22 protein-coding genes and 1 riboswitch are annotated in these 24,304 nt (G+C 71.3%); of the genes, 14 read left to right on the forward strand and 8 right to left on the reverse strand.

Features of this window, described 5'->3' with window-relative positions; genetic code table 11:
* Window positions 1–2 precede the first annotated feature (2 nt).
* The 4 genes from PHA84_RS08325 to PHA84_RS08340 are packed head-to-tail and all read left to right on the forward strand — an operon-like array spanning window position 3 to window position 4,532.
* On the forward strand, window positions 3–497 hold the full coding sequence (locus PHA84_RS08325; protein ID WP_270887636.1) for a rod shape-determining protein MreD: 495 nt from the start codon (window positions 3–5) through the stop codon (window positions 495–497).
* The gene (gene mrdA / locus PHA84_RS08330) at window positions 494–2,503 is read left to right on the forward strand and encodes a penicillin-binding protein 2 (RefSeq protein WP_270887637.1); all 2,010 of its coding nucleotides are present in this window, start codon (window positions 494–496) and stop codon (window positions 2,501–2,503) included. Before PHA84_RS08325 ends, mrdA begins: the two co-directional genes overlap by 4 nt.
* A gap of 50 nt (window positions 2,504–2,553) precedes the next feature.
* Entirely contained in the window at window positions 2,554–3,948 is a 1,395-nt protein-coding gene (gene lpdA, locus PHA84_RS08335) for a dihydrolipoyl dehydrogenase (protein WP_270887638.1), read from the forward strand.
* 11 nt (window positions 3,949–3,959) lie between these two features.
* Complete coding sequence (locus PHA84_RS08340) at window positions 3,960–4,532, forward strand: GNAT family N-acetyltransferase (protein WP_270887639.1); 573 nt, start codon at window positions 3,960–3,962, stop codon at window positions 4,530–4,532.
* Here the strand turns inward: PHA84_RS08340 and PHA84_RS08345 are convergent.
* The gene (locus PHA84_RS08345; protein ID WP_270887640.1) at window positions 4,513–4,863 is read right to left on the reverse strand and encodes a TfoX/Sxy family protein; all 351 of its coding nucleotides are present in this window, start codon (window positions 4,861–4,863) and stop codon (window positions 4,513–4,515) included. The two genes, PHA84_RS08340 and PHA84_RS08345, sit on opposite strands and share 20 nt — an antisense overlap.
* Window positions 4,864–5,036: 173 nt before the next feature.
* Here PHA84_RS08345 and rpsO point away from each other — a divergent pair, with 173 nt between their 5' ends.
* The 5 genes from rpsO to PHA84_RS08370 all read left to right on the forward strand — a co-directional run bounded on the left by rpsO (window position 5,037) and on the right by PHA84_RS08370 (window position 10,601).
* Entirely contained in the window at window positions 5,037–5,306 is a 270-nt protein-coding gene (gene rpsO, locus PHA84_RS08350) for a 30S ribosomal protein S15 (protein ID WP_270887641.1), read from the forward strand.
* Window positions 5,307–5,489: 183 nt separating this feature from the next.
* Window positions 5,490–7,967 (forward strand): polyribonucleotide nucleotidyltransferase, encoded by a 2,478-nt coding sequence (locus tag PHA84_RS08355; RefSeq protein WP_270887642.1) that lies wholly within the window; start codon window positions 5,490–5,492, stop codon window positions 7,965–7,967.
* 92 nt (window positions 7,968–8,059) lie between these two features.
* Window positions 8,060–9,316, forward strand: a complete 1,257-nt coding sequence (locus tag PHA84_RS08360) for an NAD(P)/FAD-dependent oxidoreductase (protein ID WP_270887643.1) — start codon at window positions 8,060–8,062, stop codon at window positions 9,314–9,316.
* A gap of 172 nt (window positions 9,317–9,488) precedes the next feature.
* A complete protein-coding gene (dapB, locus tag PHA84_RS08365) occupies window positions 9,489–10,250 on the forward strand; it encodes a 4-hydroxy-tetrahydrodipicolinate reductase (protein WP_270887644.1) in 762 nt (253 codons plus the stop codon).
* Window positions 10,251–10,601 (forward strand): hypothetical protein, encoded by a 351-nt coding sequence (locus PHA84_RS08370; RefSeq protein WP_270887645.1) that lies wholly within the window; start codon window positions 10,251–10,253, stop codon window positions 10,599–10,601.
* Between the two features lie 13 nt (window positions 10,602–10,614).
* Here the strand turns inward: PHA84_RS08370 and PHA84_RS08375 are convergent, their stop codons facing one another.
* Genes PHA84_RS08375 through PHA84_RS08395 form a run of 5 tightly spaced genes read right to left on the reverse strand, consistent with a single transcriptional unit; the run spans window position 10,615 to window position 13,608 of the window.
* Window positions 10,615–10,929: an AzlD domain-containing protein gene (locus tag PHA84_RS08375; RefSeq protein ID WP_270887646.1), complete on the reverse strand. Its 315-nt coding sequence runs from the start codon at window positions 10,927–10,929 to the stop codon at window positions 10,615–10,617.
* The gene (locus PHA84_RS08380; protein WP_270887647.1) at window positions 10,926–11,663 is read right to left on the reverse strand and encodes an AzlC family ABC transporter permease; all 738 of its coding nucleotides are present in this window, start codon (window positions 11,661–11,663) and stop codon (window positions 10,926–10,928) included. The genes PHA84_RS08375 and PHA84_RS08380 overlap by 4 nt, the downstream gene beginning before the upstream one ends.
* Window positions 11,660–12,286, reverse strand: coding sequence for a GNAT family N-acetyltransferase (locus PHA84_RS08385; protein WP_270887648.1), 627 nt, complete (start codon window positions 12,284–12,286; stop codon window positions 11,660–11,662). Before PHA84_RS08385 ends, PHA84_RS08380 begins: the two co-directional genes overlap by 4 nt.
* 44 nt (window positions 12,287–12,330) lie before the next feature.
* Window positions 12,331–12,798, reverse strand: a complete 468-nt coding sequence (locus PHA84_RS08390; RefSeq protein WP_270887649.1) for a dihydrofolate reductase — start codon at window positions 12,796–12,798, stop codon at window positions 12,331–12,333.
* An 18-nt stretch (window positions 12,799–12,816) separates the two neighbouring features.
* Window positions 12,817–13,608: a thymidylate synthase gene (locus PHA84_RS08395; protein WP_270887650.1), complete on the reverse strand. Its 792-nt coding sequence runs from the start codon at window positions 13,606–13,608 to the stop codon at window positions 12,817–12,819.
* Between the two features lie 61 nt (window positions 13,609–13,669).
* On the opposite strand from PHA84_RS08395, the gene dapA reads away from it, so the two are divergent.
* Together dapA and PHA84_RS08405 are read left to right on the forward strand one after the other, a co-directional pair.
* Window positions 13,670–14,560, forward strand: a complete 891-nt coding sequence (gene dapA / locus PHA84_RS08400) for a 4-hydroxy-tetrahydrodipicolinate synthase (protein WP_270887651.1) — start codon at window positions 13,670–13,672, stop codon at window positions 14,558–14,560.
* Window positions 14,557–16,242: a ribonuclease J gene (locus tag PHA84_RS08405; protein WP_270887652.1), complete on the forward strand. Its 1,686-nt coding sequence runs from the start codon at window positions 14,557–14,559 to the stop codon at window positions 16,240–16,242. Before dapA ends, PHA84_RS08405 begins: the two co-directional genes overlap by 4 nt.
* 55 nt (window positions 16,243–16,297) lie before the next feature.
* Here the strand turns inward: PHA84_RS08405 and PHA84_RS08410 are convergent, their stop codons facing one another.
* Window positions 16,298–17,764: an aminotransferase class V-fold PLP-dependent enzyme gene (locus tag PHA84_RS08410; protein WP_270887653.1), complete on the reverse strand. Its 1,467-nt coding sequence runs from the start codon at window positions 17,762–17,764 to the stop codon at window positions 16,298–16,300.
* Window positions 17,765–17,805: 41 nt separating this feature from the next.
* A riboswitch (SAM riboswitch) is annotated at window positions 17,806–17,919 on the reverse strand.
* A gap of 337 nt (window positions 17,920–18,256) precedes the next feature.
* Here PHA84_RS08410 and PHA84_RS08415 point away from each other — a divergent pair.
* From PHA84_RS08415 to PHA84_RS08425, 3 genes are all read left to right on the forward strand, one after another.
* Window positions 18,257–20,986, forward strand: coding sequence for an FtsK/SpoIIIE family DNA translocase (locus PHA84_RS08415; RefSeq protein ID WP_270887654.1), 2,730 nt, complete (start codon window positions 18,257–18,259; stop codon window positions 20,984–20,986).
* Between the two features lie 188 nt (window positions 20,987–21,174).
* Window positions 21,175–22,380: a multidrug effflux MFS transporter gene (locus PHA84_RS08420; protein WP_270887655.1), complete on the forward strand. Its 1,206-nt coding sequence runs from the start codon at window positions 21,175–21,177 to the stop codon at window positions 22,378–22,380.
* A 36-nt stretch (window positions 22,381–22,416) separates the two neighbouring features.
* Entirely contained in the window at window positions 22,417–23,079 is a 663-nt protein-coding gene (locus PHA84_RS08425) for an ion channel (protein ID WP_270887656.1), read from the forward strand.
* Here PHA84_RS08425 and PHA84_RS08430 read toward each other — a convergent pair.
* A complete protein-coding gene (locus PHA84_RS08430) occupies window positions 23,076–24,272 on the reverse strand; it encodes a dipeptidase (protein ID WP_270887657.1) in 1,197 nt (398 codons plus the stop codon). The two genes, PHA84_RS08425 and PHA84_RS08430, sit on opposite strands and share 4 nt — an antisense overlap.
* Window positions 24,273–24,304: the final 32 nt, after the last annotated feature.

The raw sequence follows: 24,304 nt of genomic DNA on the forward strand, positions 1-24,304 counted from the left end.
GAGTGCGGACCCCGACCCGCTCTGGGCTCCTGCGACTTCTGCTCCTCGTGGCGACGGTGGTGCTGTCCGGCACGGTGACGGCCCGGACGGCACGCCTCTCCCCGGACCTCGTCATGCCCGTCGTGGTAGCCGCCGCGCTGTGGTCCGGTCCCACCCGGGGGGCTCTGTTCGGGCTGGGCGCCGGCTGGGTGGTGGACCTCGTCCCGCCGGGCGCGTCGACCCTGGGGAGCAGCGCGCTGCTCTACGCGGCCTGCGGCCTCGTGGCGGGGGCAGGGCGCCGTGAAGGCAGCAGCCCGTGGGCCTGGCTCGCAGTGGTGGGTGCCGCAGCGAGCGCCGTGGGGTCGTTGGGACGGGCCCTCGTCGCCCTGGGCTCCGGGGCGCCCCTCCTCCCGGTCGAGCTGGCCGGCACGCTGCTCCTGACGTGCGTCCTGTGCGCCGTCGCCGTACCGCCCCTGCTCCGCGTCGAGCACGCGCTGGCCCGACGGCGTACGACGTGACGTGGTTCCGCGGACGACCTCGGCGGGGTCGCCGGGTCCCGCTCCTGTGCCTGCTCGCCGTCAGCCTGATGGGCACCCTCCTGGCCCGCCTCGGTGAGGTCCAGCTGGGTGACCACGCCGAATACCAGCGGGTCGCGCAGACCGCGAACACCCGCACCGTCGCCGTACCCGCGCTCCGCGGCCGGATCCTCGACCGGCACGGAGTGCCGTTGGTGGACAACGGCACTCGCACCGTCGTCACGGTGCAACGACACACGCTGGCCGACGCGCCGGACGGCGGCCGTGCTCTCGTCGCCCGGCTGGCCTCCACCCTCGGGCTGTCCTTCGACCAGCTCTGGGGACGGACCTTCCCGTGCGGGACAGCCGGTGCGCCGCCCGCGCCGATCTGCTGGGCGGGGTCCGCATATGTCCCGCTGCCCCTGACCGCAGACGCCGACCCCCGGCGCGCGCTCGGCCTGCTGGAGCGGCCGGACCTGTTCCCCGGCGTGGAGGTGTCCGCCGAACCCGTCCGTGCCTACCCGATGCAGGCCACAGCAAAGGCAGCGCACGTGCTGGGCTACCTCGGCCGCCCGACCGCCGAGGAGGTGGCCTCGTCTGACGGTCGGATCGGCGACCTCGACCTGGTGGGCCGCTCGGGCCTGGAGCAGGAGTACGACGCGCAGCTGCGGGGTGTGCCGGGGTCGACCACCGTCGCCCTCGACCCGCGGGGCGTCGCCATCGCCGAGCTGGCCCACACCGACCCCGTTCGCGGCCGGGACCTCGTCACCAACCTGGACCTGCGGGTGCAGTCGGCCACCGAGGCTGCGCTGTCCGCCGCAGCGGCCGCCGCCCGCCGGACCGGCCACCGAGCCGACTCCGGTGCCGCGGTGGTCCTCGACGTCCGCACCGGTGCCGTGCTGGCAGCCGCCAGCTACCCGACCTACGACCCTCAGGTCTGGACGGGCGGGATCAGCGCGAAGGCGCTGTCCGCCCTCACCGACCCACGGGCAGGCACCCCGCTGGTCTCCCGGGTCATCGCCGGGACGTTCGCGCCGGCCTCGACGTTCAAGGTGGTGAGCCTCCCGGCGGCCATCACCGCCGGCAACCCCCTGGGGGGCACCTACGACTGCTCCTCGAGCTACACGATCGGCAACCGCCGGTTCGCCAACTTCGAGTCGAAGGCCTACGGACGCATCGGTCTCCGGCGGGCCGTCGTCGTCTCGTGCGACACGATCTTCTACGACTTCGCCTACCGGTCGTGGCTCGCTCAGGGCGGCCTCGCCGCGAAGGGCGACGGCGGGGACCCGTTCGTGGCCATGGCGCGGTCGTTCGGACTGGGCGCCCGCACCGGCATCGACCTCCCCGGGGAGCAGGCGGGACGGGTTGCGGACCGTCGCTGGAGACGGGCCACCTGGGAAGCCACGAAACAGCAGACCTGCGCCCGGGCCAAGGTCGGCTACCCGCAGGTCGCTCGGGTCGACAGGGCCAGGGCGGCGTACCTCAAGGCGCTCGCCGAGGAGAGCTGCCGTACCGGGTTCCAGCTGCGCGCCGGCGATGCGGCGAACTTCGCCATCGGTCAAGGCGACAGCACGGTGACGCCGCTGCAGATGGCCCGCGTGTATGCCGCGGTCGCGAACGGTGGGACCCTGTGGACCCCGCAGGTGGCCCGGGGCTTCCGGGACCCCGACGGCACCCTCGGCGAGCCGCTGGAGCCGCGCGCCACGGGACAGGTCGACCTCCCGCCGGGGACGGTCGGGCTGCTGCACAGCGCACTGGCCGGGGTGGTGTCCGAGGGCACGGCGAAGGCCGCGTTCCAGGGGTTCGCGCTGGACCGCTGGCCGGTGGCAGGCAAGACCGGCACCGCGGAGTCGTACGGGGCGCAGGACACGTCGTGGTTCGTGTCGTACGCGCCGGCCACCCGACCGAGGTACGCCGTCGCGGTCGTGGTCTCCCAGGCCGGCACGGGGGGCGGGGCCGCGGCGACGGCTGCACGCCGGATCCACGAGGTGCTCCGGAGGCTGCCGTAGCCGGGAAGCCACCGGTGGGGGCGCGCGGGCCCAGTCAGTAGGCTGCCGCCATGGCTGACTTCGATGTGGTGGTCCTCGGTGCTGGTCCCGGTGGGTACGTCTCGGCGATCCGCGCCTCGCAGCTCGGGCTCAAGGCGGCGGTCGTCGAGTCCAAGTACTGGGGCGGGGTCTGCCTCAACGTCGGCTGCATCCCCTCGAAGGCGCTGCTGCGCAACGCGGAGCTCGCGCACATCCTGCAGCACGAGAAGGACAAGTTCGGGATCGAGGGTGAGGCCCGGATGTCGTTCGGGGTGACGCACGCCCGCTCGCGCAAGGTGAGCGAGGGGATCGTCAAGGGCGTCCACTTCCTCATGAAGAAGAACAAGATCACCGAGATCGACGGCTGGGGCACCCTCACGGGTCCGAAGTCGATGGACGTGGCGCTGAGCTCGGGGGAGAAGCGGTCGCTGACCTTCGACAACCTCATCATCGCGACGGGCGCGACCACCAGGCTGATTCCCGGTACCGCACTGTCCGACCGGGTCGTCACGTACGAGGAGCAGATCCTCACCGACCAGCTGCCCGGTTCCATCGTCATCGCCGGCTCGGGTGCCATCGGTGTCGAGTTCGCCTACGTCATGAAGAACTTCGGGGTCGACGTCACCATCGTGGAGTTCCTCGACCGGATGGTGCCGACCGAGGATGCCGAGGTCTCCAAAGAGCTGCTGAGGCATTACAAGAAGCTCGGGGTCACCGTGCTGCTCTCCACCAAGGTGGAGTCGATCGACGACAGTGGGGAGAAGGTTCGCGTCACGGTCTCGCCGGCGGGCGGCGGCGAGTCGCGCGTCCTCGAGACGGACAAGGTGCTTCAGGCCATCGGGTTCGCGCCACGCCTGGAGGGCTACGGCCTGGAGTCCTTGGCCGTGGTGACCGAGCGCGGTGCCATCGTGATCGACGAGTACTGCCGCACGAACGTCGAGGGGGTCTACGCCATCGGCGACGTCACCGGCAAGCTGATGCTCGCGCACACCGCGGAGGCGCAAGGCGTCGTCGCGGCGGAGTCGATGGCCGGTGCCGAGACGATGCCCGTGGAGTACGACTTCATCCCGCGCGCTACCTTCTGCCAGCCCCAGATCGCCTCGTTCGGCTACTCCGAGGAGCAGGCCAAGGAGAAGGGATTCGACGTCAAGGTGGCCAAGTTCCCGTTCTCCGCCAACGGAAAGGCCATGGGTCTGGGGGAGGCGGTCGGGTTCGTGAAGGTCGTCGCCGACGCCACCCACAACGAGATCATCGGGGCGCACCTCATCGGGCCGGAGGTGACCGAGCTGCTGCCGGCCCTCACCCTGGCGCAGAAGTGGGACCTGACCGCGGACGAGATGGCGCGGAACGTCTTCGCGCACCCCACGCTGTCGGAAGCCGTCAAGGAGGCCGTCGAGGGCATCGCCGGCCACATGATCAACCTCTAGGCGGGGGTCCGGTGCCACGCGTCCGGCTTCCGCTGCACACCGACCGGCTGGTGCTGCGCAGCTTCCGCCCGGGCGACGAGGACGACGTCTCCGCCTACCGGTCGGTGGAGGAGGTCGTCCGCTACATCCCCGGCGAGCCCAGGACGCGCGAGCAGGTCGCCGACCTGGTGGCAGAGCGAGCCACCGCGGGAAGGTTGGAGCCCGCCTCGCCCATCCTCACCCTCGCCGTCGAGCTCCCCGGGCGGGTCATCGGTGACGTCCTGCTCCATCTCGACGGCCTCGACGGCCACGACGGGCGGCAGGCCGAGGTCGGGTGGGTCTTCACGCCCGACGTGGCTGGACAGGGGTATGCCACCGAGGCGGCTCGCGCGATCATCCAGGCGGCGTTCGAGCAGGTCGGCGTGCATCGCGTGTGGGCCCAGCTGGAGCCGGACAACACCGCCTCCGCACGCCTGTGCGAACGGCTCGGCATGCGGCGAGAGGCGTTCTTCGAGAAGGCCTCCTGGTTCAAGGAGCGGTGGACCGACCTTGCGATCTACGCCATCCGCGCGGACGAGTGGGCGGCTAGGTCTTCGCCTTCCTGACCTTGGGCGGCAGCCGGGCGATGTGGTCCCGGGCGCGCTCCACCCATGCGGCGCGCTCCTCCTCGCCCAGGTCGGCGGGAAGGGAGGCCCAGCCACCCATCGGCCGCTCGGCGGGACCGAAGGGCCCGCTTCCGGGGAGCGCACGAAGCTCCGCCAGTCCGGCGTCGTCGAGCTTGACCCCGACGTCGTCGCCGAACAGCCCGGCATACATGTTCCCGTTCACGAACGCGCCGACACTGCCGAACATCGGCTTGACCTCCACGTCGGGTCCCGGCCGCACCAGGTCCCGGAAGGCAGCCTTCGCCTCGTCGCTGTGCGTGGGGATCTGCATGGCACCATCAAAGCAAGTGCGGCGGCCGGTGGGGAGCCCCCGCACCGATTAGGGGCGCCGCGGACCCGCTGGTAGCCTGGAACCCGCCGTAGACCGGCCGCGGATCGAGAGAGCCCAGGTGGACCAGCCCTGGCGCACCGCGCAACGACCAGTTCGAAGGAGAGTGTCGCCCCATGCCGTTGAGCACGGACGTCAAGAAGAAGATCATGACCGAGTACGCCACGCATGAGGGCGACACGGGCTCCCCCGAGGTCCAGATCGCGATGCTGACCCAGCGCATCCTCGACCTCACCGAGCACTCGCGGCAGCACAAGCACGACCACCACAGCCGCCGTGGGCTCCTGCTCCTGGTCGGCCAGCGTCGTCGCCTGCTGCGCTACCTCGAGAGCGTCGACGTCGAGCGTTACCGCTCGTTGATCAAGCGCCTCGGCCTGCGCCGATAGGCATCCGACGGGGGCGGTCCTCAGCAGAGGACCGCCCTTCTCGCATGGAGAGCGGCAGCCGTGCCAGAAGCGCGGCTGCCTGAGATGGACAACTGCATAGAGGCACGACAGCAGAACAGAAGAACGCCCGCGCACAACGACGATGCGCGTGGTTCGTTGAGAGAGAAGAAATGGAGGGCCCACATGGAGGGTCCAGAGATTCAGTACGCCGAAGCGACGATCGACAACGGTTCGTTCGGCACCCGCACGGTCCGGTTCGAGACCGGACGCCTGGCCAAGCAGGCCGGCGGCGCCGTCGCCGCCTACCTGGACGAGGACACGATGCTCCTGTCCACCACCACCGCCGGCAAGAGCCCGCGCGAAGGTTTCGACTTCTTTCCCCTGACGGTCGACGTCGAGGAGCGGATGTACGCCGCGGGCAAGATCCCCGGCAGCTTCTTCCGCCGCGAGGGCCGCCCGTCCACCGACGCGATCCTCACCTGCCGCCTGATCGACCGCCCGCTGCGACCCACGTTCACCAAGGGCCTGCGCAACGAGGTCCAGGTCGTCATCACGGTGCTCGCCCTGAACCCCGACCACCAGTACGACGTGCTCGCCATCAATGCCGCGAGCGCCTCCACCCAGATCTCCGGTCTGCCGTTCTCCGGCCCCATCGGTGGCGTGCGGATCTCGCTGGTCGACGGTCATTGGGTGGCGTTCCCGAACTTCTCCGACATCACGCGCTCGACCTTCGACATGGTCGTCGCGGGCCGCATCGCGGGCGACGACGTGGCCATCATGATGGTGGAGGCCGAGTCCACCGAGTCGACGTGGGACCTGGTCAAGAACGAGGGCAAGCAGGCGCCTACCGAAGAGGTCGTCGCCGAGGGACTCGAGGCTGCCAAGAAGTTCATCAAGGTTCTCTGCGAGGCCCAGCAGGAGCTCGCGTCGAAGGCCGCCAAGCCCGTGCAGGAGTTCCCGATCTTCCTCGACTACGAGGACGACGTGTACGCCGCCGTCGAGGGCGCCGTGACTGCTGACCTGTCTCAGGCCCTCACCATCGCGGGCAAGCAGGAGCGCGAGGAGCGCATCGACGAGATCAAGGACGCCGTCAAGGCTGAGCTCGCCGCGGAGGGCAAGGACTTCCAGGGACGCGAGAAGGAGATCTCCGCGGCCTACCGCTCCGTCCAGAAGAAGCTGATCCGCCAGCGGATCCTGCGCGACAAGGTGCGCATCGACGGCCGCGGTCTGGCCGACATCCGCGCCCTTGGTGCAGAGGTCGAGGTCCTGCCCCGGGTGCACGGCTCGGCGCTGTTCGAGCGCGGCGAGACGCAGATCATGGGCGTCACCACGCTCAACATGCTGCGCATGGAGCAGCAGCTCGACACGCTCTCCCCGGTGACGCGGAAGCGCTACATGCACAACTACAACTTCCCGCCGTTCTCCACCGGTGAGACCGGACGCGTGGGCTCGCCCAAGCGTCGCGAGATCGGTCACGGCGCACTGGCCGAGCGGGCTCTCATGCCCGTCCTGCCGACGCGCGAGGAGTTCCCGTACGCCATCCGCCAGGTGTCCGAGGCCCTCGGCTCCAACGGCTCGACCTCGATGGGATCGGTCTGCGCCTCGACCCTCTCGCTGCTCAACGCCGGTGTGCCGCTGCGCGCGCCGGTCGCGGGCATCGCCATGGGCCTGGTCTCCGACGAGGTGGACGGGCAGACGCAGTACGCCGCGCTGACCGACATCCTCGGCGCTGAGGACGCCTTCGGCGACATGGACTTCAAGGTCGCCGGCACGCGTGAGTTCGTGACCGCCATCCAGCTCGACACCAAGCTCGACGGCATCCCCGCCTCGGTGCTGGCCGGCGCGCTGACCCAGGCACGCGACGCACGGCTGCACATCCTCGACGTGATGAACGAGGCGATCGACGCTCCTGACGAGATGAGCCCGTTCGCGCCGCGCGTCATCGCGGTCCAGGTCCCCGTGGACAAGATCGGGGAGGTCATCGGCCCGAAGGGCAAGATGATCAACCAGATCCAGGACGAGACCGGCGCCGACATCTCGATCGAGGACGACGGCACCGTCTACATCGGCGCCACCGACGGCCCGTCCGCCGAGGCAGCGCGGGCGATGGTCAACGCGATCGCGAACCCGCAGATGCCGGAGGTGGGCGAGCGCTTCCTGGGCACCGTGGTGAAGACCACGACGTTCGGCGCGTTCATCTCGCTGCTGCCCGGCAAGGACGGCCTCCTGCACATCTCGGAGGTGCGCAAGATCGTCGGCGGCAAGCGCATCGACGCTGTCGAGGACGTCCTGGGCGTCGGTCAGAAGGTCCAGGTCGAGCTCAAGGAGATCGACCCACGGGGCAAGCTGTCGCTGGCCGCCGTCCTCCCCGAGGGCGAGAGCGGTGAGGCCGTGGCCGACGGCCAGACCGCCGACGGCGAGACCGCGGTCGAGGCCCGATCCGCCGACCCGTCCGCCGACGGGGGCGACCGCGCCGACCGAGCTGACCGTGGCGAGCGCGGCGGCCGCAGCCGAAACCGCAACCGTCGCCGTGGCGACCACGGCGACCGCAGCGAGCATGGCGAGCGCGTCGAGCAGGGCACCGGAACGCCGGCGTCGGAGAACCTCGTCGACGCCCACCAGGGTGGCGCCGCCGCGTCGTCGGAAGACGTCGCCGGCTGACGTCGGTCCCCGCACGGAACCCAAGGGCCGGCACACCTTCCGCGGTGTGCCGGCCCTTGCGTCCGCCGGGTGGAGCCGGGGAGGCTGGCCCCATGTCTGAAGCAGAGAGTGCAGACCGGTCTGACCAGCGCAGCTTCGTCGTAGTGGGCGGTGGCCTGGCAGGGGCCAAGGCCGTGGAGGGTCTGCGCGAGCGGGGCTTCGGCGGGCGGGTCGTCCTGCTTGGCGCGGAGCCGCACCTGCCGTACGAGCGGCCACCGCTGTCCAAGGCGTACCTCAAGACGGGCGAGAAGCTCGACGAGGCGTTCGTCCACGACCAGGAGTGGTACGACGCCCACAACATCGAGGTCCGGACGTCGACTCGCGTCGTGGCGGTGGACCGTGACGCGAAGACCGTTCGCACGCAGGACGGCCAGCAGGTCCGCTATGACCGGCTGCTGCTGACGACCGGTGCCTCCCCGCGCACCCTCTCGATTCCAGGGGCGGATCTCCCAGGGGTGCTGACGCTGCGCACCATCGAGGACAGTGACCGGATCAGACAGGTGCTCCGTGAGGGGAACCGCGTGGTGTTCGTCGGGGGCGGCTGGATCGGCCTCGAGGTGGCCTCGGCGGCAGCCGAGGCGGGCGCGCGCGTGACGGTGCTGGAAGCGCTGGAGCTGCCGCTGGTGCGGGTGCTCGGACCCCGCATCGCGCAGGTCTTCGTCGACCTGCACCGGGAGCACGGCGTCGACCTGCGCACCGGGGTCACGGTGCAGGCGCTGGAGCCGCAGGAGGGCCGGCCCGACGCCGTCGGCGCGGTGCTCCTCGGGGACGGCACCCGGATCCCGGCGGATGCAGTCGTCGTCGGAGTCGGCGCTGCGCCGAACGTGCAGCTCGCGGAGGCGGCCGGCCTCGAGGTGGACAACGGGGTGGTGGCGGACGCCGTCGGTCGGACGAGCGACCCCGACATCTTCGTGGCCGGCGACCTGGCCAACGCCGAGCACCCGTTCCTGGGCCGCCGCGTGCGGGTGGAGCACTGGGCAAACGCGCTCAACCAACCGGCAGTGGTGGTGGCTGGCATGCTCGACGAAGCGGGGCCCCAACCGGAGCTGCCGTACTTCTTCACCGACCAGTACGACCTCGGCATGGAGTACACCGGTCTGGCGTCGGCCGAGGACGACGTGGTCGTCCGGGGCGACCTCGCGACCCGTGAGTTCATCGCCTTCTGGCTGCGCGACGGCAGGGTGACGGCCGGCATGAACGTCAACGTGTGGGACGTGACGGAGCCCATCAATGCCCTGGTGACCAGTCGTGCGGTCGTGGACCCGCAGCGGCTGGCCGACCAGGCGGTACCACTGGAGGAGCTGACCTGACCTTTACGCTCTCCTCACCCCGGTGGTTCCCAGGGCCCCAGGAGGACCCGCTCCAGGTGCTCTGCCGCGCGTCCTCGGACCACGACCCCGAGGTGCTGGGCCTGAACGCCTTCGCGCGGTAGCGCCGGACCGACGCCGAGGCACTGTACCGACGATCGCTACGCTGGCGCGCGTGAGCGAGAACGCGACAGCGACGAGGGTGGCGGTCATCGGGGCGGCGGGACGGATGGGCGGCGAGGTATGTCGCGCGGTCGACGCGGCGGGCGACCTCGAGCTGGTCGGCCGGTTCGACCAGGGCGACAGCCTGGGCGACCTCGGCGAGGCCGAGGTCGCCGTCGAGTTCTCGGTGCCGGCGTCCTCCCCGGCGAACGTCGCCTACTGCGTCGACCGGGGCGTCCACGTGGTCGTGGGGACGACGGGCTGGGACGAGGCCCGGCTCGATGCAGTGCGCGCGCAGCTGGTCGAGCACACTGGGGTCGGAGTGCTCGTGGCGCCCAACTTCGCCATCGGTGCGATCCTCATGATGCGTTTCGCGCAGCAGGCCGCCCCGTTCTACGAGTCGGTGGAGGTCATCGAGCTGCACCATCCCGACAAGGTGGACGCGCCCTCGGGGACCGCGGCCAGGACCGCCGCGCTGGTCGCCCGCGCGAGGCAGGAGGCCGGCCTGGGAGCAGTTCCGGACGCCACCACACAGGACCCGGACGGTGCCCGCGGCGCCGACGTCCACGGCATACCCGTGCACTCCGTGCGCCTGCGCGGTCTGGTGGCCCACCAGGAGGTGCTGTTCGGTGCGGTGGGGGAGCTGCTGACGGTTCGCCACGACTCCTTCGACCGCTCCTCCTTCATGCCGGGTGTCCTTGCCGGTGTCCGTGCCGTGCCGCGCCACCCGGGCCTCACCGTGGGACTGGAGCACTACCTGGGTCTGGACGACTGAGTGCGCGAGAAGGTCACCGCGCTGGTCCTGCTCCTCGTCCTGGGGTTCTACTCGGCGACGATCGGCTGGCGCGGCGTCGAGCTGGTCCGTGACGGCCGGCCCGTCCCCGTGCTGCTCGGCCTGGCCGTCATCCTCGTCCCCGTCGTCGTCGTCGTGGCGATGGTCCCGCTCCTGCTGCTCGCCCGAGACGGGGCGCGGATGATGGAGCAGGCGCGCGAGCGGGGAGCCGAGGGGGACTGGGGCCGCGAGCTGGAACGGGCGGAGGCGAGCCGGGTGGCCCGGGACCGGGGGGCTGAGCAGCGCCACTACCGCGCCGCGGTGCGCGCGTGGCGGGCCGGCCGACCGCGCTGACCTGGCTCCAGGCTCACGGGAGGCCCAGCAGCCGCAGGCCGGCTGCCACGGCGGCTGCCGCGACCACGACGACGATGAACGGCGCTCGCAGCAGCAGCGCGATGACCGCCACCCCGACGGCCGCGGCACGGGAGTCGACCGCCACCTGACCCCCGCTCGACGTCAGGGTCTGCACCCCCACCAGCGCCGCCAGCAGCGCGATGGGTAGTGCCGAGGTGATCCGGGTGGTCCGGTCGCCGCCCAGCCAGGTGCCGGGAACGATGTAGCCCAGGAGCTTGAGCAGGAAGGCCAGGGCCGAGGCCAGCAGCACGGCCGTCCAGGTGCTCATGGGACCTCGCCCTCCGCCTCGTCCGGCCAGTGGTGTGGCGGCCGGGGGTCGTGACGGGCCCGACGCCATACGCCCGCCGGCAGCGCGCAGGCGGCAGCAACGAGCACCGGCACACCCGCCGGCGCGTGCGGAGCCAGCAGGACCGCCACGAGGCAGGCGAGCGCGGCGATCGCGAAGGCATCGACGGACTTCAGGCGTGGCCACAGCAGCGCGCAGAAGGCGGCCGCGGCGGCAGCGTCGAGCCCGTACCGGCGCGGGTCTCCGATGGCATCGCCCACGACTGCCCCTACCAGCGTCATGAGGTTCCAGAGCGCGTAGACCCCGGCTCCTGTGACCCAGAAGCCGAGCCGACCCGAGGCAGTGTCCGGCTGCCCGACGCCCACCGCAGTGGACTCGTCGATCGTCAGCTGGGCGGCGAGCGCTCTGCGCGGGCCTCGGGCACCGAGCATCCGCGCCACCTGCAGGCCGTAGAGGCCGTTGCGGACGCCGAGCAGCGTCGAGGTGGCGATGGCGGCTCCCGCGCCCGCGGGCCCGGCGGCCATCACGCCCACGAAGGCGAACTGGGACCCGCCTGAGAAGAGGAGGAGGGACAGGGCCTGAGTCTGCAGGAGGGACAGACCCGCGGCGACGGACAGCGCGCCGAAGCTGACGCCGTAGGCGCCGGTCGCCACCGCGACGGACAGTGACTGGCGGACGACCTGGCGCCTGCGCTCCTGAGCCAGCGTTCCGCTCACGCCGGTGGCTGGGTGATCGCCGCGACCAGCCGTACCTCGCGGGCGACGTCCCCGTCCGGGGAGACCACGCGGTCCCGGAAGGCTCCGTCCGGCCGCAGGCCCGCCTGCGTGAGGAAGGCGCGCGTCGTCTCGTCGGTCACCAGGACCCAGGCGGACAGGTACTCGGCGTCCGCGCCCCGCAGGGTGTCGACCGCGGCGTTGAGCAGCCGCGAGCCGTGTCCCACCCGTCGAGCCTGGGGGTGCACCCCGAGGGCGGTCAGCTCGCCCGTGGTCGGTGAGGCATCGGGGTCCTGGCTCGGGCCGATCGCCGCGAAGCCCACGACCTGGTCGCCCGCACAGGCCGCCAGGAGGCGGTAGATGCCTGCCGGTGGCGCTGCCAACGAGCGGCGCCACCCCGCGGCGAACGCCTGCGGCTCGAAGGCCTCCAGCGCCTGGGCCGGCAGCACCCCCGCATACGCCTCCCGCCACACGGCCGACTGCACCAGCCCCACGGCGGGAACATCGGTCTCCCGAGCGAGCCGCACGCTGGCGTCCGCCAGCGGGCGCGGGCCGTGCGTGTGGGACGGGGCGTCGTGGGCCGGGGCGTCGTCGGCGGGGGAGGTGTGACTGTGGTCGTGCGGCACAGCAGGCAATCCTGCCACCGGGCTGTGCGAGGCTCGAACCTCGGTCAGCCGCGCTCGTAGGTCACGATCTCGAAGCCGTCCTCCGGGACGCGACCCACCTCTCGCCACTCGCGCGGGTCCCAGCTGGGGAAGAACGTGTCGCCGTCGGGCGAGGCGGGTACGTGGGAGAGCACCATGCGCTGGGAGTAGGGCATGGCCTCGCGGTAGAGCTCCCCACCACCGACGACGAAGAGCTCGTCCCCCGGGCCGGCCAGGGCCAGCGCCTCGGCGAGCGAGTGGGCGGCCTCGACGTCGGAGTGCTTCCAGTCCCGCTGGCGTGTCACGACGATCGTCCGCCGGCCCGGAAGGGCCCGACCGATGGAGTCGAACGTCTTGCGCCCCATCACCATGGGGTGGCCCATCGTCGTGGCCTTGAAGTGCCGAAGGTCCGCCGGCAGGTGCCACGGCATGCGGCCGTCCCGGCCGATCACGAGGTTGCGTCCGATCGCGGCCAGCAGCGTCACCCGGGTCATGGGACGAGGGTATGCGGCTCAGACGGCGATGGGTGCCTTGATCGAAGGGTGCGCCTGGTACCCCACGAGGTCGAAGTCGCCGAGGTCGAACTCGTCGATGGCCTTGCCCGAGGCGATCGTGAGGTGAGGAAGCGGGTGCGGGGTGCGGGTGAGCTGCAGGCGCGCCTGGTCGAGGTGGTTGGAGTAGAGGTGGGCGTCTCCCAGCGTGTGGACGAAGTCGCCCGGCTCCAGGTCGCAGACCTGCGCGACCATCATGGTGAGCAGCGCGTAGCTCGCGATGTTGAAGGGGACACCCAGGAAGACGTCGGCGGAGCGCTGGTAGAGCTGGCAGGAGAGCCGGCCGTTCGCGACATAGAACTGGAACAGCGCGTGGCAGGGGGGCAGCGCCATGGAGTCGACGTCCGCGACGTTCCAGGCCGAGACGATGTGGCGCCGGCTGTCCGGGTTCGTCCTGATCGACTCGATGACCTTGGCGATCTGGTCCACGTGGCCCCCGTCCGGGGTCGGCCAGGAGCGCCACTGGTAGCCGTAGACCGGCCCGAGGTCGCCGTTCGCGTCGGCCCACTCGTCCCAGATCGTGATGCCGCGCTCCTGCAGCCAGCGGACGTTGGAGTCGCCCCTCAGGAACCACAGCAGCTCACCGATGATCGACTTGAGGTGCAGCTTCTTGGTCGTCAGCACCGGGAAGCCCTCGGACAGGTCGAACCGCATCTGGTAGCCGAACACCGACCTCGTCCCCGTCCCGGTGCGGTCCGGCTTCTCCGTACCGGTGGTCAGGACGTGGTCGAGGAGGTCGAGGTACTGCTGCACGCCCGCAGCCTAACCCGGTGCGCGCGAGGGACACGACGTACCGGGACGATAGCCTGCAGGTATGAGTGCGACGTCTCCTTTCGGCCGGGTGGTCACCGCGATGGTCACCCCGATGCGCGCCGACGGCACCCTCGACCTGGACGGGGCCCAGCGGGTCGCAGCCCATCTCGTCGCCCACGGCCACGACGGCCTGGTGGTCAGCGGCACGACCGGGGAGGCGCCGACGACCAGCGACGCCGAGAAGGCGGACCTCATCCGCGCCGTCCGGGAGGCCGTGGAGGGGCGCGCGGTCGTCACGGCCGGCGCCGGGACCAACGACACGGCACACTCGGTGGAGCTGGCGCGCCAGGCGGAGGCCGCCGGCGCCGACGCCGTGCTCGTCGTCACGCCCTACTACAGCAAGCCGCCGCAGGAGGGGATCCTCGCCCACATCACCACGGTCGCGGACGCCACCGGGCTGCCCGTCATGGTCTACGACATCCCGGGGCGCACCGGCGTGCCCATCCACACGCAGACCCACCTGCGGCTGGCCGAGCATCCGCGGATCGCCGCGGTCAAGGACGCCAAGGGCGACCTGTTCGCGGCCACCGAGGTGATGATGCAGACCGACCTGCTGTGGTTCTCCGGCGACGACGCCCTCAACCTCGCGCACCTGACCAACGGGGCGACCGGTGTGGTGAGCGTCGTCGGTCACGTGGCGGGCGACGTCTACGCCGAGATGGTCGCCTGCGTGGACAAGGGCGACCTCGGCCGCGCCCTGGAGCTGCACCGGCAGGCCGTGCCCGCCGTCCGCGCCGTCATGAACCTCACCCAGGGGGCGATCATGGCCAAGGCGGCGCTCAAGGAGCTCGGAGTCCTGGAGTCCGCGGCCGTCCGCCTTCCCCTCGTCGAAGCCACCCCCGACCAGGTCGCGCGACTGCGTGACGGTCTCACCGAGTCAGGACTGATGTGAGCCATCCTCACCCCGAGCTCAACACACCCCCCGCCCTTGCGCCGGACGGCGTCCGGATCGTCGCTCTCGGCGGCCTCGGCGAGGTCGGCCGCAACATGGCGGTCCTGGAGCACGCCGGCCAGCTGCTGGTCATCGACTGCGGCGTCCTGTTCCCGGAGGACCACCACCCCGGGGTGGACCTGATCCTGCCGGACTTCGAGTACCTCGAAGGCCGGCTCGACCGCGTGCAGGCGATCGTCCTCACGCATGGACACGAGGATCACATCGGCGCGGTGCCATACCTGCTCAGGCGCAAGCCCGACATCCCCCTCGTGGGCTCCATGCTCACGCTGGCCCTCGTCGAGGCGAAGCTCAAGGAGCACCGCATCACTCCGTACACCCTCGGGGTCAAGGAAGGGATGCGGGAGAGGCTCGGGAAGTTCGACTGCGAGTTCGTCGCCGTCAACCACTCGATCCCGGACGCCTTGGCGGTCTTCGTCAGGACTCCTGCAGGGACCATCCTGCATACCGGCGACTTCAAGATGGACCAGCTTCCGCTGGACGGCCGGCTCACCGACCTTCGGGCGTTCGCGCGGCTCGGCGAGGAGGGCGTCGACCTCTTCATGACGGACTCGACCAACGCCGAGGTGCCGGGGTTCACCACGCCGGAGCGCGAGATCGCGCCGGCCATCGACAAGGTGTTCCGCGACGCCCGCCGGCGCATCATCGTGGCATGCTTCTCCTCGCACGTGCACCGGGTCCAGCAGGTCCTCGACGCAGCGGAGCAGGCCGGTCGCAAGGTCGCCATGGTGGGGCGATCCATGGTGCGGAACATGGGCATCGCGGCGGACCTCGGCTACCTCCACGTGCCCGACGGCGTCCTGGTCGACGTCAAGAGGCTCGACAGCTACCCCGACGACCAGGTGGTGCTCATCTGCACCGGGTCGCAGGGGGAGCCGATGGCGGCCCTGTCACGGATGGCGAACCGGGACCACCGGATCGAGGTGGGGGAGGGCGACACGGTCCTGATGGCCTCGTCCCTCATCCCGGGCAACGAGAACGCGGTGTACCGCGTCATCAACGGTCTGATGCGCCTGGGCGCCGACGTCGTGCACAAGGGCAACGCGAAAGTGCACGTCTCCGGGCACGCAAGTGCCGGCGAGCTGCTCTACTGCTACAACGTCGTCAAGCCGCGCAACGTCATGCCCGTCCACGGCGAGTGGCGCCACCTGGTGGCCAACGCCGAGCTCGCGGTACAGACCGGCGTCCCACGGGAGCGGGTGGTGCTGGCGGAGGACGGGGTCGTCGTCGACCTCGTCCGCGGCGTGGCCAAGGTGGTCGGCGCCGTGGAGTGCGGATACGTCTACGTGGACGGCTCGTCCGTCGGCGAGTTCGACGAGGCTCTGCTGAAGGACCGCCGGATCCTGCGCGACGAGGGGTTCATCTCGGTGATCGTCGTGATGGACGCCGCGACGGGCAAGATCGCCGCAGGGCCGGAGATCCAGGCGCGCGGGTTCGCCGAGGACGACGAGATCTTCAAGCAGGTCCGTCCGAAGATCGAGCAGGCGCTCGCGGACGCCACCGGCAACGGGGTGACCGACTCCTACCAGCTGGAGCAGGTCATGCGGCGGGCCATCGGCAGCTGGGTGGGCGGCAAGATCCGCCGCCGCCCGATGATCATCCCGGTCGTCATCCAGGCCTGAGCCGAGGGGGGTCGCACCCTGGGCGCAGGCTGGTCGCCGCCTGGGCGGTGACCTCCTACCAGGGTCGGGCGGGCGTGCTGTCGCGCGGGTCGTCCGCGAGCACCCAGCCGTCCGGCGTCCGGGTGTAGTCGCCGCGCGGTCCGTGCTCCGCGAGCTCGGCGACAGCACTGAGCAGCCGGTCGACGTGCTCGGCCGTGTTCGCCAGTCCGACGCTCGCGCGGACGGCGGTGCGCGGCGCCGGCCGCGCCGCGTCATCGCTGTGGTCAGAGTCGTCGTCGTCCTCGCTGTCCAAGGTGTCCAAGGGGTCCAAGGCGTCCTCGAGGAGAGCGTCCACGCACAGGTGCGCGCAGAACTTGCCGTCGCGCACCCCGATCCCATACTCCGCGGACAGGGCCGTCGAGACGAGCGAGGAGTCGAGGCCCTCGATCGTGAAGGTGGCCACGGCGACCCGCTCGTGGTCGGGTGAGAACAGGGAGTACGTCTCGACGCCCTCGATGGCTGCCAAGCCTCGGGCCAGGGTGCCTCCAAGCGTCGCCTCGTGCTCCTCGACAGCCTCAGCGTGCGTGCGCAGCGCGCTGCACGCCGCGGCCAGGGCGATGGCTCCGATGACGTTCGGGCTACCGGCCTCGTGCCGGGCGGCGCCGTCCTGCCAGACCACGCCCGCCTCCGTCACGGAGCGGGTCGCACCGCCCCCGGCGAGGTAGGGCGCTGCCGCGTCGAGCCAGTCACGTCGGCCCACGAGGACGCCGGTGCCGAAGGGTGCATAGAGCTTGTGTCCGGACAGGACGGCGTAGTCCACGCCGAGCTCGGCGAGGTCGAGCGGCCGGTGCGGTGCGTACTGCGCCGCGTCGAGCACCACCCGAGCGCCGTGCCGGCGGGCGATGGACGCCAGCTCGCGCACCGGCCAGATCTCGCCGGTGACGTTCGACGCGCCGGCCAGTACGACGAGCTTGTGCCGTGCGTGGTCCGAGCGCAGGGCCGCCCGCAGCAGCGCCTGCGCGTCACGCACCGACCCTGGGACAGGCAGCCGGTGGGTGCGGGCGGCGGCCCACGGAAGCAGCGCGGCGTGGTGCTCGGTCTCGAACACGAACACGCTCGTCTGCCGGGGCACTGCCCTCGCCAGCAGGTTGAAGGAGTCGGTGCTGTTGCGCGTGAAGACGACCTCATCGTCGGGGCGGGCGCCCACGAAGGTCCTGACCTCCTCGCGCGCCTCCTCGTACCAGGCGGTTGTCACTCGGGAGGCATACCCGTTGCCGCGGTGGACCGAGGAGTAGGTGCGCAGCGCCGTGTCGACGGCCCGCTTGACCGACAGGAGCGCCGGGGTGGAGGCGGCGTGGTCGAAGTTGGCGTAGTCCACGGTGCCGGTGAGGGTGGGCACGGACAGCCCGGCTGACACGACGGCCGGTAGCGCCGACCCCGTCCCGGGGGTGCCCAGCGGGGGGACTGCTCGCAGGTGATCGCGCGCCTGGGCCAGCGGAGCGGTCCGCCGCGAAGGGGTGGGAGGTGTGCTGGCGATGGACATCTGAGGCGCTCCTGGGTCCGGTGGGACCTACGGGGCTCGCAGGTCCGCGCTTGCCGGCTGCGGGTGCAGCCGACCCGGTCGTCACCCGGAGCACCCCACCGCGGAAGGAGGGTTGCTGGCCAGCAAGCCGGGGCTGTGCGCTGGCACTCATGACCTGAGCCAGCACAGTAGTGACCGGTCGCCCGTCGATCCAGCAGACGGTGGGTCATTTCCGGCATCTGAGACGCCGGCCGTGGCGGCTGTCTGGTCAGGACGTCTGGTTGGTCTGTCTGCGCCTGTGCCGACGACCCCGTGGGGCCGTCGGCACAGGCCCCCGCCAGACGCGTTACTACTGTGGCACTGGTCGGGCGGCGGAAGGCGGCAACGGCGTGCGCAGGGCCGAACTCCAGGGATGGATTGCCCGTTCGGTGGAGGCCTTACCTGGCGATATCACCCGTCCTGCGACGCGTGTGACGAGTGTGTCCACTGTGACTTTCGCGTAACGTGCCGACCATGGCCACACGTCCGTCCACCTCAGCGCGCTCCTCGGGGGGCCGGGGCAGCACCACGCGTCCGGCCAACCGCAGGAGCGGCGCGCCTCGTACGTCGGCCGCCCGAGGCAAGCCCAGCGGCGGGGGACTGCCGCTGCCGCTGCGGGCCGTCAAAGGCACCTGGATGGGGATGGCGCATGTGGCCGGAGGGGCGGTTCGCCGCGTGGGCACCAGCGCGCGGGACCTCGACCCGGAGCACCGGCGCGACGGATTGGGCTTCTTCCTCATCGGGATGGCCATCCTGGTGGCCACCCGCGAGTGGTGGGCGTTCGAGGGAGCAGCCGGGGAGGTGGTGCACGCGGTCGTGGCGGGGACGCTTGGCCGGGTGGCCTACGCCCTCCCCCTGGCCTTGGTCTTCATCGGGTTGCGCGTGCTTCGCGCCCCCCAGGACGACGCAGCGAACTCCCGGATCGGGATCGGGCTGGGAGCTCTGGCGTTCGCCTCCTGCGGCCTTGCCCACGTGGCAGCGGGCATCCCGACCCCGCCCCAGGGCGCCGACGGGATGAGGGAGGGCGGTGGAGTGATCGGGTTCCTCGCCTCCAGCCCGCTGGAGGCGGCCGTATCGGTGTACGGGACCGTCCCGATCCTGGTCATGCTGGGGTGCTTCGGGCTGCTCGTCATGACGGCGACTCCGCTGCACCAGGTCCCGGCCAGGCTCGCCGAGCTGCGGAACCACCTGCTGCACCGGGGGCTGGACGCCGCAGTGCCGGGCGCCGACCCGGTCGGAGACCAGCCGGTCGAGGACAAGCCGAGGCGGCGCCGCGGGGCTCCGGCGGCGGGCGGGACCGTCGAGGGCCCGCTCGACGGCGACGAGGCGTTCGAGCAGGCTGCGCTGGTGATCCCCGACGGCAAGCGGCTGCGCCCGGGGGAGAAGCGCCCGACCGCACCCGGGGTTCTGGCTCCGGGAGCCGAGGCCCGGGGGAAGGCGGCTCCCGCGGTCGAGATCAAGGCGAGCCTGGAGGCCCCGCCCACCACGCCGCTGCCGCAGCGCGTGGAGCAGCTCGCCCTGGCCGGCGACATCACCTACACCCTGCCCGACAACGCGCTGCTCGAGCCGGGCTCCCCGCACAAGTCACGGAGCGCGGCCAACGACCGGGTCGTCGAGGCGCTGAGCCAGGTCCTCGACCAGTTCGACATCGACGCGCAGGTCACCGGCTTCTCCCGCGGGCCGACGGTCACCCGGTACGAGGTGGAGCTCGGGCGCGGCACCAAGGTGGAGCGTGTCACAGCGCTGTCGAAGAACATCGCGTACGCGGTGGCGTCCGCGGACGTGCGCATCCTCAGCCCGATCCCCGGCAAGTCGGCCATCGGCATCGAGATCCCGAACACCGACCGCGAGAAGGTCAGCCTGGGCGACGTGCTGCGCAGCCAGGCCGCGCGCGGCAACGAGCACCCCATGGTCATGGGGGTCGGCAAGGACGTCGAGGGCGGCTACGTCATCGCCAACCTCGCCAAGATGCCGCACCTGCTCGTGGCGGGCGCCACCGGCGCGGGCAAGTCGAGCTTCGTGAACTCGATGATCACCTCGATCCTCATGCGCTCCACCCCGGACGAGGTGCGCATGGTGCTGGTCGACCCGAAGCGGGTGGAGCTCACGGCGTACGAGGGAATCCCGCACCTCATCACGCCCATCATCACGAACCCCAAGAAGGCCGCAGAGGCGCTCCAGTGGGTGGTGCGTGAGATGGACACCCGGTATGACGACCTGGCCCAGTTCGGCTTCAAGCACGTCGACGACTTCAACAAGGCCGTCAAGTCCGGCAAGGTGAAGCCGTTGCCCGGGTCCGAGCGGACGATCCAGCCCTACCCCTACCTGCTCGTGATCGTCGACGAGCTCGCGGACCTCATGATGGTGGCGCCCCGAGATGTGGAGGAGTCGATCGTCCGCATCACGCAGCTGGCCCGCGCCGCGGGGATCCACCTCGTGCTGGCCACCCAGCGGCCGTCCGTGGATGTCGTCACCGGGTTGATCAAGGCCAATGTGCCGTCGAGGATGGCGTTCGCCACGTCGTCCCTGGCCGACAGCCGCGTCGTCCTCGACCAGCCGGGCGCGGAGAAGCTGATCGGCCAGGGCGACGCGCTGTTCCTGCCGATGGGCGCCAGCAAGCCGATGCGCGTCCAGGGCGCCTGGGTGACCGAGTCGGAGATCCACAACGTCGTCAAGGCGGTCACCGACCAGCTCAAGCCCCGGTACCGCGACGACGTCACCCTGGTCGCGGCCAAGAAGCAGATCGACGACATCGGGGACGACCTTGACCTTCTGCTGCAGGCCACGGAGCTCGTCGTCACCACGCAGTTCGGGTCGACGTCGATGCTCCAGCGCAAGCTGCGGGTCGGCTTCGCGAAGGCCGGTCGCCTCATGGACCTGCTGGAGTCGCGGGGTGTGGTGGGTCCCTCCGAGGGGTCCAAGGCCCGCGACGTCCTGGTGAAGCCGGACGACCTGCCGGTGACTCTGGCGCTCATGCGTGGGGACGACATTCCCGACGAGGACCCGGTGTTCGACGGCCAGGCGGCTGGCGCGCGCCTCGGCGCCGTCGCCGGTTCGGTAGCGGTGGACGAGCGCACCGACGAGGTCGCCAGGGGCTACGTCCCGGACGCCCGGTACGCCGGGGACCCGGTGGCCGCGCAGTTCGCCGGCCGGGACGAGGTGGAGGAGTCGCAGGACGCCTGGGAGCTCACCGGCCGCGACTGAGCCCGACGGCGTCGGCGGTCTGGTCACCGAGGAGATCTGCTGGGGGACGAAATACTGCCGCGCCGCTCGACGTTGCGGCCCAGGTGACTGCCTCCCCCGACAACCTGACCGACGTACGCCCGTCCGCGGCGACCCCTGCCCCAACCCGGGCGACCACAGGCTCGGCCCCGGCCACCCCAGGCTTGCCGGTGGACAAGGCTCCCAACGCCCGGTCCACGCTCCGGTTCGTGCTCGTTCTCGGCGCGCTGACGGCGATCGGGCCACTCACCATCGACACCTACCTGCCGGCGCTTCCCTCGATCACCCGGGACCTCGCCGCGTCGGAGTCCGCGGTGCAGGCCACCTTGACGGGCATGCTGGTCGGGCTGGGGCTGGGACAGCTTCTCATCGGTCCGCTGTCCGACGCGGTGGGCCGGCGTCGGCCGCTCATCGCCGGGATCTCGCTGCACATCCTCGCGTCCATCCTGTGTGCGCTGGCGCCCTCGATCCAGCTGCTCACGGTGGGCCGGGTCCTCCAGGGCCTGGCCAACGCCGCCGTGGCGGTGGTCGCGATGGCCACCGTGCGTGACGTCTTCGTCGGCTCGGCTGCCGCGACGCTGCTGTCCCGGCTCATGCTCGTCTCGGGCGTCGCGCCCATCGTGGCGCCCACCGTCGGCGGGACGATCCTCAGGTTCACGAGCTGGCGCGGGGTCTTCGTGGTGCTCGCCGTGACCGGGGTGCTGCTCGTCATGCTGGCGACCACTGCGCTGCGCGAGACGCTCCCTGCCGAGCGTCGCCGTCCTGCCCAGGTCTCGGAGGTCGCGCGGACGTTCCGGCGGCTCCTGAAGGACCGGACCTTCGTCGGCCTGGTCCTGGTGGCCGGGCTGGGCTTCGCGACCCTGTTCTCGTACATCGGGGGCTCGTCGTTCGTGCTGCAGAACGTCTACGGGCTCGGCGCCCAGCAGTTCGCGCTCGTGTTCGGGGCGAACTCCGTGGGTCTCATCGTCGCGTCGCAGCTCAACCCGGTGCTGGTGCGCCGGCATGGTCCCCGTGCCGTGCTGCGCGTGGCGGTCATCGTCCTGGCCACCGCCGCGCTTCTCATGCTCGGGTCGACGGTGTCAGGGGTGGGCGGTCTGGCGGGCCTGCTGGTGCCACTGGCGGTGGTCCTCGCCTCCTGTGGGTTCATCTTCCCGAACACCCCGGCCCTGGCCCTCAGCCGGCACGGGGAGGCGGCCGGCACCGCCGCGGCGATGCTCGGCGCGTCGCAGTTCGTTATCGGGGGGCTCGCCGCCCCGGTGATCGGGATGTTCGGCGGTGGCTCCGCGGTGCCGATGGCTGCGGTGATGGCGACCACCGCGACGCTGGCCGCCGCGGTTGCGGCCCGGACGCTGCGGGTCGAGGTCGTCACCGGCTGACGCGCTCGCGGGTGTGGCGCGCCCTAGGGTGGCGCCATGCCCGCCTGGTTCTCCGCCGTCAAGGGACACCCCAGCGCGGTGCTGCTGGCGGCCCAGCTGGTCGCGGTCCTGGTCTACCCCTTCGCCGGCGACACCGCCTGGGGCCGCACCGTCATCGGCGTCTTCGGCGTCATCGTCCTGTCGTTGGCCGTGTACGCGGTGCGGGCCACCCCTGCCCTCACCTGGGTCGCGGTCGTGCTCGGCATCCCGCTGACGCTGCTGACGGTCGTTGAAGGGGTGGTCCGTGGCAACGACCAGGTCACGCTGTGGTCCGCGGGCCTGCACGTCGTGTTCTACGGGTACACGGCCTACGGGCTCATCCGGTACCTGTTCGAGGACTCCTGGGTCACGCGCGACGAGATCTTCGCCGTGGGGGCGAACTTCACGGTGGTGTCGTGGCTGTTCGCCTATGCCTTCACTGCGGTCCAGGTGCTCTGGCCGGGCTCCTTCATCGCCTACCAGGGCGGCGGCCACCGGACGTTCCTCGAGCTGCTGTACCTGTCCTTCGCCAACCTCACGAGCGTCGGCCTCTCCGACGTCACGGCGGTCCTGCCGCACGCCCGCGCCGTGGTCATCGTCGAGCAGGTGACCGGCGTGATGTACGTGGCGCTCATCATCGCCCGGGTGGTCGGCCTGACCATCACCCGCTGGCGCGGCTAGCTGCCGACGGCCTGTCCGTCGAGGTCGGCGATGGTCGCCAGGCTGGGTCCACGCTGCTGCTGCAGGACCCGCGCGCCGGCCTCCGCCTCACGCAGCACCCGGAGGATGTTGCCGCTGGTGAGACTCGAAAGGTCGGCGTCGGACCACCCGCGCTCCGCCAGGGCGGCCAGCAGCCGCGGGTAGCCCGTCACGTCGTCGAGGCCCTCGGGGAGTACGTCGACCCCGTCATAGTCGCCGCCCAGGCCGACGTGGTCGACCCCGGCCACCTCCCTGACGTGCTCGCAGTGCCGGACGACGTCGGCGACCGTCGCCCGGGGCTCCGGAGACCTGCTGCGGTACCCGGCGTAGAACGACGCGAACGCCGTCGCGTCGGCCTGGGTGACGCCCTGCGCTGCCGCCTCTGCCACCCCCTGGGCGTGCCACGCCGCCGCGTCCGGGTTCACGAACTTGGGCACGAAGGTCACCATGCAGACGCCCCCGTTGTCCCGCAGCGACTCCAGCACGTCGTCCGGGACGTTGCGCGGGCTGTCACAGACCGACCGGGCGGAGGAGTGGCTGAAGATGGCAGGGGCCTTGGCCGCACGAAGGGCGTCGCGCATCGTGTCGCCGGACACGTGTGAGAGATCCACCAGCATGCCGATGCGGTTCATCTCACGCACGACCTCGACCCCGAAGCGGGTGAGCCCGCCGTGAACCGGCTCGTCGGTGCCGGAGTCGGCCCAGGGCACGTTGCTGTTGTGCGTCAGCGTCAGGTACCGCACTCCCAGGACGTACAGCATCCGCAGGGTCGCCAGCGAGCTGTTGATGCTGTGGCCACCCTCGGCCCCCAGCAGCGAGGCGATCCGGCCGGACTCCCACGCGGCCGCCACGTCGTCGGCGGTGCGGGCGAACGCCAGCTGGTCGCCATACCGAGCCACGAGCTGGTGCCCGGCATCGACCTGCTCCAGGGTGGCGCTCACCGCATCGTCACCGGACAGCGAGGCCGGGACGAAGACGGACCAGAACTGACCGCCCACGCCGCCCTTGCGCAGGCGTGGCAGGTCGGTATGGGTGGGGGTGCCGCCGGCCCCGACGTCCAGACCGTCGAAGTCATAACCGACCCGTTGGCGCGCCTCCCAGAGCAGGTCGTTGTGCCCGTCGACGACCGGGTGCGTCTGAAGGAGAGTGGCAATGCGGGCGGCGGCGGCGGTCATGAGCCACACCGTACTCAGCCTAGAGTGGAGCT

Origin of the sequence: Pedococcus sp. 5OH_020 (assembly GCF_027812955.1) — a bacterium.
Lineage (GTDB): Bacteria > Actinomycetota > Actinomycetes > Actinomycetales > Dermatophilaceae > Pedococcus.

Bases quoted from the DNA above. Each gene is read 5' to 3' on its own strand.
- lpdA (WP_270887638.1), top strand. From the start codon at position 2,554: ATGGCTGACTTCGATGTGGTGGTCCTCGGTGCTGGTCCCGGTGGGTAC.
- PHA84_RS08345 (WP_270887640.1), bottom strand. From the start codon at position 4,863: ATGCAGATCCCCACGCACAGCGACGAGGCGAAGGCTGCCTTCCGGGAC.
- rpsO (WP_270887641.1), top strand. From the start codon at position 5,037: ATGCCGTTGAGCACGGACGTCAAGAAGAAGATCATGACCGAGTACGCC.
- PHA84_RS08355 (WP_270887642.1), top strand. From the start codon at position 5,490: ATGGAGGGTCCAGAGATTCAGTACGCCGAAGCGACGATCGACAACGGT.
- PHA84_RS08360 (WP_270887643.1), top strand. From the start codon at position 8,060: ATGTCTGAAGCAGAGAGTGCAGACCGGTCTGACCAGCGCAGCTTCGTC.
- PHA84_RS08375 (WP_270887646.1), bottom strand. From the start codon at position 10,929: ATGAGCACCTGGACGGCCGTGCTGCTGGCCTCGGCCCTGGCCTTCCTG.
- PHA84_RS08390 (WP_270887649.1), bottom strand. From the start codon at position 12,798: ATGACCCGGGTGACGCTGCTGGCCGCGATCGGACGCAACCTCGTGATC.
- dapA (WP_270887651.1), top strand. From the start codon at position 13,670: ATGAGTGCGACGTCTCCTTTCGGCCGGGTGGTCACCGCGATGGTCACC.
- PHA84_RS08410 (WP_270887653.1), bottom strand. From the start codon at position 17,764: ATGTCCATCGCCAGCACACCTCCCACCCCTTCGCGGCGGACCGCTCCG.
- PHA84_RS08415 (WP_270887654.1), top strand. From the start codon at position 18,257: ATGGCCACACGTCCGTCCACCTCAGCGCGCTCCTCGGGGGGCCGGGGC.
- PHA84_RS08425 (WP_270887656.1), top strand. From the start codon at position 22,417: ATGCCCGCCTGGTTCTCCGCCGTCAAGGGACACCCCAGCGCGGTGCTG.
- PHA84_RS08430 (WP_270887657.1), bottom strand. From the start codon at position 24,272: ATGACCGCCGCCGCCGCCCGCATTGCCACTCTCCTTCAGACGCACCCG.